The organism is Geodermatophilus sp. SYSU D00965, from assembly GCF_054050075.1.
In genome coordinates, this window is sequence record NZ_JBJGYQ010000007.1 from 197,617 (window position 1) to 204,962 (window position 7,346).

Below are 7,346 nucleotides of genomic sequence, written 5' to 3' on the forward strand. Positions count from 1 at the left end.
TCCGCCCGGGAGGCCGGCATGACGACCGTGGGCATGGTCGGGCTCGGGATCATGGGCTCGGCGATGGCCGGCCACCTGCTGGCCGGCGGCCGTGCCGTCGTCGGGTACGACGTCGACCCCGGCCGGGTGCACGAGCTGGTCGCGGCCGGCGGCACCGCCGCGGCCTCGGCCGGCGAGGTGGCCGGGGCGGCGGACCTGGTCCTCACCTCGCTGCCCACGGCCGACGCCGCCCGGGAGGTGGTCGCCGGGCTGGCGGACGCCGGGCACCCGGGGCTGGTCGTGGCGGAGACCTCCACGCTGCCCCACGAGGTCAAGGAGGAGTGCCGCGCCCGGCTCGCCGACGCCGGAGGCGTGCTCCTGGACTGCCCGCTGAGCGGCACCGGCGCGCAGGCCCTCGAGCGGGACGTGGTCGTCCTGGGCAGCGGCGACGAGGCGGCCTTCGAGCGGATCCGCCCGGTCCTGGAGACCGTCGCCCGCTCCGTGCGGTACCTGGGGCCGTTCGGCAACGGCTCGACGATGAAGCTGGTCGCCAACCTGCTGGTGGCCGTGCACAACGCCGCGACGGCCGAGGCGTTCGCGCTCGGCGAGGCCGCCGGGCTGGACCCGCAGCTGCTCTACGACACGATCCGGGACGGTGCGGGCAACTCGGTGATCTTCGAGAAGCGCGGCCGGCTGATGGTCGACCGGACCTACGAGCCGGCCACGGCGAAGGTCTCGATGTTCGTCAAGGACGTCGGCGTCATCGCCGAGTTCGCCGACCGGCTCGGCCTGGACACCCCGGTGCTCGCCGCCGTCCGCCCGCTCTACGACCGCGCCGTCGAGCTCGGGCTGGCAGCCGCCGACGCGGCGGCGCTGCTCGAGGTGCTGGGCGCCGGCAACCACCGATCGAGGGAGGAGCCCCGATGATCACGCTGGAGCAGGCCGAGGTGGTGGCCTCGGCGACCCTGGCGCACGGGCGGTCGATCGGCGCGGCACCGCTGACCGTCGCCGTCCTGGACGCCGGAGGGCACCTGGTCACCCTCAAGCGCGAGGACGGCTCGGGGATCCTGCGCCCCCAGATCGCCACGGCCAAGGCCTACGGCGCCCTCGGGATGGGGTTGAGCTCCCGCGAGCTGGGCGTGCGCGCCGAGCGGCAGCCGGTGTTCTTCACCGCGCTGGCCGCCGTCGCCGACGGCCGGTTCGCGCCGGCCGCGGGCGGCGTCCTGGTGCGCACGCCCGACGGCCGGGTCGTCGGTGCGGTGGGGGTCAGCGGCGACGTCTCCGACGTCGACGAGGTCTGCGCGCTCGCCGGGGTGGCGGCGTCGGGCCTGCTCTCCGACCCCGCCGCGCCGGAGGACGGGGTGTCCGCGCCGCCTGCCGGCAGCGGCCGGTGAAGGCCGCGCCCTTCGACCTCGTGCGCGCGGAGACCGTGGCCGACGCCCTGGCCGCGCTGGGGTCGGCGGAGGACGCCCGGGTCCTGGCCGGCGGGCAGAGCCTGGTGCCGGTCATGGCGCTGCGCCTGGCCACCCCCGCCCTGCTGGTGGACATCACCCGGTGCCCGGAGCTGCGCACCTCCCGGCGCGCGGACGGCGTCCTGACCGTCGGCGCCGCGGTGACCGACCGGGAGCTCGAGCTGGACCCGGAGGTGGCCGCCGCCCACCCGCTGCTGGTCCGCACCCTGGGGCTGGTCGCGCACCCGGAGATCCGGGCCCGGGGCACGCTGTGCGGTTCGCTGGCCCACGCCGACCCGGCGGCCGAGCTGCCCGCGCTGCTGCTGGCCACCGACGGCGAGGTGGAGGTCGACGGGCCCGCCGGCCGGCGCCGGGTGGCCGCCGCCGACTTCCTCACCGGGCCGTTCGGCACCGCCCTGGGAGAGGGGGAGATGGTCGTCGCCGCGCGGCTGCCGCTGCCGGCGCCGGGGTCGGCCTGGACCGTGGACGAGGTCTCCCGCCGGCGCGGCGACTTCGCCCTCGCCGGGGTGGTCTGCGGGGTCGAGCGCGACGACGCCGGCCGCTGCTCGCGGGCCCGGGTGGCGCTGTTCGGCGTGGCCGGGACGCCGGTCCGGGCCGTCGGCGCGGAGCAGGTGCTCGTGGGGGAGGAGCCGATCCCCGCCGTCCTCGACGCGGCGGCCGCGGCCGCGTTCGACGGCGTGGAGGTGGTCGGCGACGAGGTGCACGCCTCGGCCGGCTACCGGCGGGAGGCCGGCCGGGCGCTGGTCCGGCGGGCGCTGGCCACCGTCGCGGGGCAGGCGACGTGACCGGGGAGCCGGTGCGCGTGCGGCTGGAGGTGAACGGCAGGCGCGAGTCGGGGTCGGCCGAGCCGCGGACGACGCTGGCCGACTTCCTCCGCGGGGAGCTCGGGCTGACCGGCACCCACGTCGGTTGCGAGCAGGGCGTCTGCGGAGCGTGCACCGTCGTCCTCGACGGGGTCGCCGTGCGCAGCTGCCTGGTGTTCGCGGTGCAGGCCGACGGGTGCGCGGTGGAGACCGTGGAGGGCCTCGGCGGGGAGGGGATGCACCCGCTGCAGCGCGCCTTCTGGGAGCGATCGGCGGTGCAGTGCGGGTTCTGCACCCCGGGGCTGCTGATGACCGCGCTGGTGGCGCTGCGCGAGCGGACCGACTGGGACCGCGCGGCGCTGCGCGAGCGGCTCGGCGGCAACCTGTGCCGCTGCACCGGCTACCAGACCGTCGTCGACGCCGTCCTGGCCGCCGCGGCCGAGTTGCCGGAGGCCGGCCGGTGAGCGCGCCGCGGTACGTCGGGCAGCGGGTGCTCCGCAGCGAGGACCCGCGGCTGCTGGCCGGGCGGGGCCGGTTCGTCGACGACGTCGACGAGCCGCGGCAGGCGGTCGTGGCGTTCGTCCGGTCGCCGATCGCCGCGGGGCGGATCGTGCGGGTCGACACCGCCGCGGCGGAGGCGGCGCCCGGGGTGGTCGCGGTGCTCACCGCGGCCGACCTCGCCCCCCTCTGCCCGGCCTGGCGGGGGCTGCTGTCCTGGCCGGGCATGGTCGCCGGGGAGCAGACGGCGCTGGCCTCCGGCGTCGTCCGGCACGTCGGGGAGCCGGTCGTGCTGGTGGCCGCGGGCAGCCGCGCCGAGGCCGAGGACGCCGCCGAGCTCGTCGTCGTCGACTACGAGGAGCTGCCCGCGGTGCTCGACCCGGTCGAGGCGCTGGAGCCGGACAGCCCGCTGGTCCACGAGGACCTCGGCACCAACCTCTGCTTCGCCGCCCCGTTCGGCAGCGGCGACGTCGACGCGGCCTTCGCGCAGGCCGCCGCCGTGGTCGAGGTCGCGGTGCAGACCGGCCGGCACACCGCCGTCGCCCTCGAGCCCCGCGGGGTGCTGGCCGCATTCGACCGCGACGAGCGCACGCTGACCGTGCGGGTGTCCACGCAGGCGCCGCAGATGCTGCAGACCCTCTACGCGCGGCTGCTGGACCTGCCGGAGAACTCCGTGCGGGTCGTGACCGAACACGTCGGCGGCGCGTTCGGGATGAAGGCGTTCGTCTACCCCGACGAGATGGCGGTCGTGACCGCCGCGGTGCTCCTGGGCCGGCCGCTGAAGTGGACCCAGGACCGGTTCGAGGCGCTGCAGTCCGACACCCAGGCGCGCGACGAGCGGGTCACCGCCGCGCTCGCCGTGGACGCGGACGGGCGGATCCTGGGGCTGCGCGCCGAGGTGGTCTCCGACGCCGGCGCGTACTCGATGCTGCCGCGCGGCTGCGTCACCGAGGGCGTCCAGGTCGCGACGATCATGCCCGGGCCCTACCGGGTGCCGGCCAGCGCCGCCTCGCTGCGCGTGGTGTTCACGAACAAGACCCCGCTCGCGGTCTACCGCGCGGTCGGGCACCCGCCGGCGATCCTGGTCATGGAGCTGCTGGTGGACGAGGCGGCGCGGGAGCTGGGGCTGACCGCCGCGGAGATCCGCCGGCGCAACCTGCTGGCTCCTGCGGACCTGCCCTACACCTCGCCGACCGGCAACGTGTACGACTCCGGCTCGCACCTGGAGTCCCTGGAGCGCGCCGTCGCGCTGCTCGGGGACGGGCTGGAGGAGCGGCGGCAGGACGCCGAGCGGCGCGGCTGCCTGCTCGGCGTGGGACTCGCCGCGTTCGTCGAGCTCTCCGCCCCCGGGGCGATGTTCTACGGCGCCAAGGGGGCGCCGATCACCGCCCACGACCAGGTCGAGGTCACCGTCCAGCCCGACGGGTCGGTCACCGTGCTGCTGGGCACCCCAGGCCAGGGGCAGGGGCTGCACACCACGGCCGCGCAGGTGGTGGCCGACGGGCTGGGCGTCCGCCTGGACGACGTCCGGGTGATCTCCGGCGACACCCGCGTGGTGCCGCACGGCAGCGGCGTGTGGGCCAGCCGGTCGGCCGTCGTCTCCGTCGGGGCGGCGCACGCCGCGGCGGTGGAGGTGCGCCGGCGGCTGCTCGTCCTGGCCGGGCACCTGCTGGAGGCCGACCCGGACGACCTGGAGCTCGCCGACGGCGTGGTCGGGGTCCGCGGGGTCCCCGGTGCCGGGACGCCGCTGCGCGAGGTGGCCGCCGCGGCGTACTGGGGCACCCACCGGCTGCCGTCCGACGTCGAGGTGGGCCTGGGCGCCGTCGGGTCCTACGCCGGCCCGCCGTACACGTTCAACAACGGCGTGCACGTGGCCGTCGTCGAGGTGGAGGAGGCCACTGGCCTGGTCCGCGTCGTCGACTACGGCGTGGTCGAGGACTGCGGGGTGCTGGTCAACCCCGACGTCGTCGACGGCCAGATCCGCGGTGGCGTCGCCCAGGGGCTGGGCGGGGCGCTGCTGGAGCGGGTGGTGTACGACCCGATCGGCCAGCCGCTGACCTCGACCCTGCTCGACTACCTCGTGCCGACGGCCGTCGACCTGCCCGACATCCGGATCGAGCACATCGAGACGCCGGCCCCCACCACCACGCTGGGCACCAAGGGCGTCGGCGAGGCGGGGACCGCGGGGGCGCCGGCCGCGCTCCACTGCGCGGTCAACGACGCGCTGTCCCGGGCGGGGGCGCGGGTGTGGCACCAGCCGATCCGCCCGGAGGAGGTGCTCGCCGCGCTCGCGGCGGCGCGCTGAGGGCCGGGTGGGGCGCTCAGCCGTTGCGCGGGCGGTCGACGGTGGCCCGGCGGACCAGGCTGGTGGCGAACACCTGCTCGCGGCCGGGGCCGAGCTCCCCGGTGTGCTCGATGCGCTCGGCCAGCATCCGGGCCGCCGCGCGGGCCATGTCGCCGATGGGCTGGCGGAGCGTGGTCAGCTGGAAGACCTCCCAGGCCGCCATCGGGATGTCGTCGAAGCCGAGGATGGAGACGTCGTCGGGGACGCGGACGCCGAGGGACAGCGCCGCGTCGATCGCGCCGAAGGCCACCACGTCGTTGCCGCAGACGATGGCGGTCGGCGGCTCCGGCAGCCGCAGCAGCTCGCGGGTGTGCTGGTAGCCGCTCTGGTGGGAGTAGGTGCCCTCGTGCACCAGGGCCGGGTCCAGGCGCAGCCCTGCCCCGGTCAGCGCGTCGATGAGCCCCGCCCGCCGGTCCCGGCTGGTCGACGTGTTCGACGGGCCGCTGATGGCCGCGATCCGGCGGTGCCCGAGCTCGAGCAGGTGCCGGCCGCCGACCACCGCCCCGCCGTGGTTGTCGCTGATCACCCGGTCGACGTCCAGACCGTCGATGTACCGGTTGAGCAGGACCGTCGGCAGCCCCCGGCGCTGCAGCTCGACGGCGAAGCGGGAGCCCAGCGTCGCCGTGGTGACCAGCACCCCGTCGATGGAGCGGTCCAGCAGCCGCTGAAGGGTCTCCTGGCCGGCCAGGTTGTCGGTCCGCTCGGTGAGCAGGACCACCCGGTAGCCCAGCAGCTGCAGCTCGTCGTAGATCGGGGTGAGCAGCGACGGGAAGAACGGGTTGGTCAGGTCGGAGACGACGACCGCGACGGTTCGGGTGGACCGGGAGACCAGGCTGCTGGCCAGCGAGTTGGGCACGTAGCCCAGCCGCCGGGCGGCCTGGTCGACCCGCCGCCGGGTCTCCTCCCGCACCCGCGGGTCGCCGCGCAGCGCCCGCGAGACCGTCGACTGCGACACCCCGGCCGCCCGGGCCACGGTCCAGCTGGTCGGTGGGGTGTCCGGCGTGCGGCGGTCCCGGGTCGCGGGAGGGGACAGCGGGGACGGCGGGCCGGCGGGGTCGTCGGTCGGGTCGAGCGCCGAGGACCCGGCGGTCACCGGTCGGCCCCGTGCGGGCGGGCCGTGCCGGTGCAGGCGGTGGACATGGTTTCCCCCTCGGGTCGTGCCGGTGACGGGTGGCCGGACGGCGTCGCGGGCGTCGCGGCCGCACCGTCCGGGCGCACCGCACGGTGGTGTGGAGTTCCAGGGTGCCGCGCCTCGCTGTGGGCCCGCGGGGGCCGACGTCCCGCGGGCGGCGGGGTGAGCTGCCCGCGGGACGGGTGGCCGGCTGCCTCAGACGGCCGCGGCGACCTGGGGAGTCAGGGCCTTCATCTTCTCCAGCCGGGCGAGCACCTCGGCCTGGAGGGTGGCGACCGCGGGGTCGGACTGACGGCGCGGGCGCGGCAGGTCGATGGTGATGTCCTCGTAGATCCGGCCACCGGGCTGCAGCACGATGATCCGGTCGGAGAGCTCCACGGCCTCGACGACGTCGTGGGTCACGAAGACGACGGTCTTCTTCGACTGCGACCAGATGTCCTGCAGCTGGGCGCGCAGCCCGCGGGCGGTGATCGCGTCGAGGTGGCTGAACGGCTCGTCCATGATCAGCAGGTCCGGCTCCACCGCGAAGGCCCGCGCGATGCCGACCCGCTGCTGCATGCCGCCGGAGAGCTGGCCCGGGTAGAAGTCGCCGTGCTTGCCCAGGCCGACCATGTCCAGGTACTTGTCGACCCGCTTGCCGGTGACCTCGTCGTCCTTGTCCTGGACGTACATCATGTTCTTCCGCACCGAGCGCCAGGGCAGCAGGCGGGGGTCCTGGAACACGTAGCCCAGGCGGGCCGGCCGCCCCTCGTCGCTGGTGACCGAGATGTCCCCGGAGGTGTGCGTCTCGACCCCGGAGATGATGTTGAGCAGGGTGCTCTTGCCGCAGCCGGACGGGCCGACGATCGACACGAAGGTCTGGCCGCGGACGTCGAAGCTGATGTGGTCGAGGACGCGGTTGCTGCGGGCGGTGCCCGCGCCGAAGGTCTTGCAGAGGTCGTTCACCGTCAGGACGGCCATGTCAGTGCCTCTCGGATGTGGGTGCCAGCTGAGGTCTTGGGAGGGGTGGGGGGGGGGGGGGGGGGGGGGGGGGGCGGGGGGGGGGGGGGGGGGGGGGGGGGGGGGGGGGGGGGGGGGGGGGCGCGCCGCGGGGCGGGGGGGGTGGGGTGGGGGTTGTT

General features: G+C 76.3%; 7 protein-coding genes. 5 read left to right on the forward strand and 2 right to left on the reverse strand.

The window, feature by feature from the left end; genetic code table 11:
* The first annotated feature begins 18 nt into the window (after nt 1-18).
* Genes ACI789_RS09090 through ACI789_RS09110 form a run of 5 tightly spaced genes read left to right on the forward strand, consistent with a single transcriptional unit; the run spans nt 19 to nt 5,057 of the window.
* Nucleotides 19-906, forward strand: a complete 888-nt coding sequence (locus ACI789_RS09090) for an NAD(P)-dependent oxidoreductase (RefSeq protein ID WP_457008197.1) — start codon at nt 19-21, stop codon at nt 904-906.
* Nucleotides 903-1,373 carry a GlcG/HbpS family heme-binding protein gene (locus ACI789_RS09095; protein WP_457008199.1) on the forward strand — a complete coding sequence of 157 codons (471 nt, stop codon included), beginning with the start codon at nt 903-905 and terminating at the stop codon, nt 1,371-1,373. The genes ACI789_RS09090 and ACI789_RS09095 overlap by 4 nt, the downstream gene beginning before the upstream one ends.
* Entirely contained in the window at nt 1,370-2,236 is an 867-nt protein-coding gene (locus ACI789_RS09100; protein ID WP_457008201.1) for an FAD binding domain-containing protein, read from the forward strand. Before ACI789_RS09095 ends, ACI789_RS09100 begins: the two co-directional genes overlap by 4 nt.
* Entirely contained in the window at nt 2,233-2,718 is a 486-nt protein-coding gene (locus ACI789_RS09105) for a (2Fe-2S)-binding protein (RefSeq protein ID WP_457008203.1), read from the forward strand. Before ACI789_RS09100 ends, ACI789_RS09105 begins: the two co-directional genes overlap by 4 nt.
* Nucleotides 2,715-5,057 carry a xanthine dehydrogenase family protein molybdopterin-binding subunit gene (locus ACI789_RS09110; RefSeq protein WP_457008205.1) on the forward strand — a complete coding sequence of 781 codons (2,343 nt, stop codon included), beginning with the start codon at nt 2,715-2,717 and terminating at the stop codon, nt 5,055-5,057. Before ACI789_RS09105 ends, ACI789_RS09110 begins: the two co-directional genes overlap by 4 nt.
* A gap of 16 nt (nt 5,058-5,073) precedes the next feature.
* Here ACI789_RS09110 and ACI789_RS09115 read toward each other — a convergent pair whose 3' ends face one another.
* Together ACI789_RS09115 and ACI789_RS09120 are read right to left on the reverse strand one after the other, a co-directional pair.
* On the reverse strand, nt 5,074-6,189 hold the full coding sequence (locus tag ACI789_RS09115) for a LacI family DNA-binding transcriptional regulator (protein ID WP_457008207.1): 1,116 nt from the start codon (nt 6,187-6,189) through the stop codon (nt 5,074-5,076).
* A 234-nt stretch (nt 6,190-6,423) separates the two neighbouring features.
* On the reverse strand, nt 6,424-7,188 hold the full coding sequence (locus ACI789_RS09120) for an ABC transporter ATP-binding protein (RefSeq protein ID WP_457008209.1): 765 nt from the start codon (nt 7,186-7,188) through the stop codon (nt 6,424-6,426).
* Between the last annotated feature and the right edge of the window lie 158 nt (nt 7,189-7,346).

Bases quoted from the DNA above. Each gene is read 5' to 3' on its own strand.
- ACI789_RS09090 (WP_457008197.1), top strand. From the start codon at position 19: ATGACGACCGTGGGCATGGTCGGGCTCGGGATCATGGGCTCGGCGATG.
- ACI789_RS09095 (WP_457008199.1), top strand. From the start codon at position 903: ATGATCACGCTGGAGCAGGCCGAGGTGGTGGCCTCGGCGACCCTGGCG.
- ACI789_RS09120 (WP_457008209.1), bottom strand. From the start codon at position 7,188: ATGGCCGTCCTGACGGTGAACGACCTCTGCAAGACCTTCGGCGCGGGC.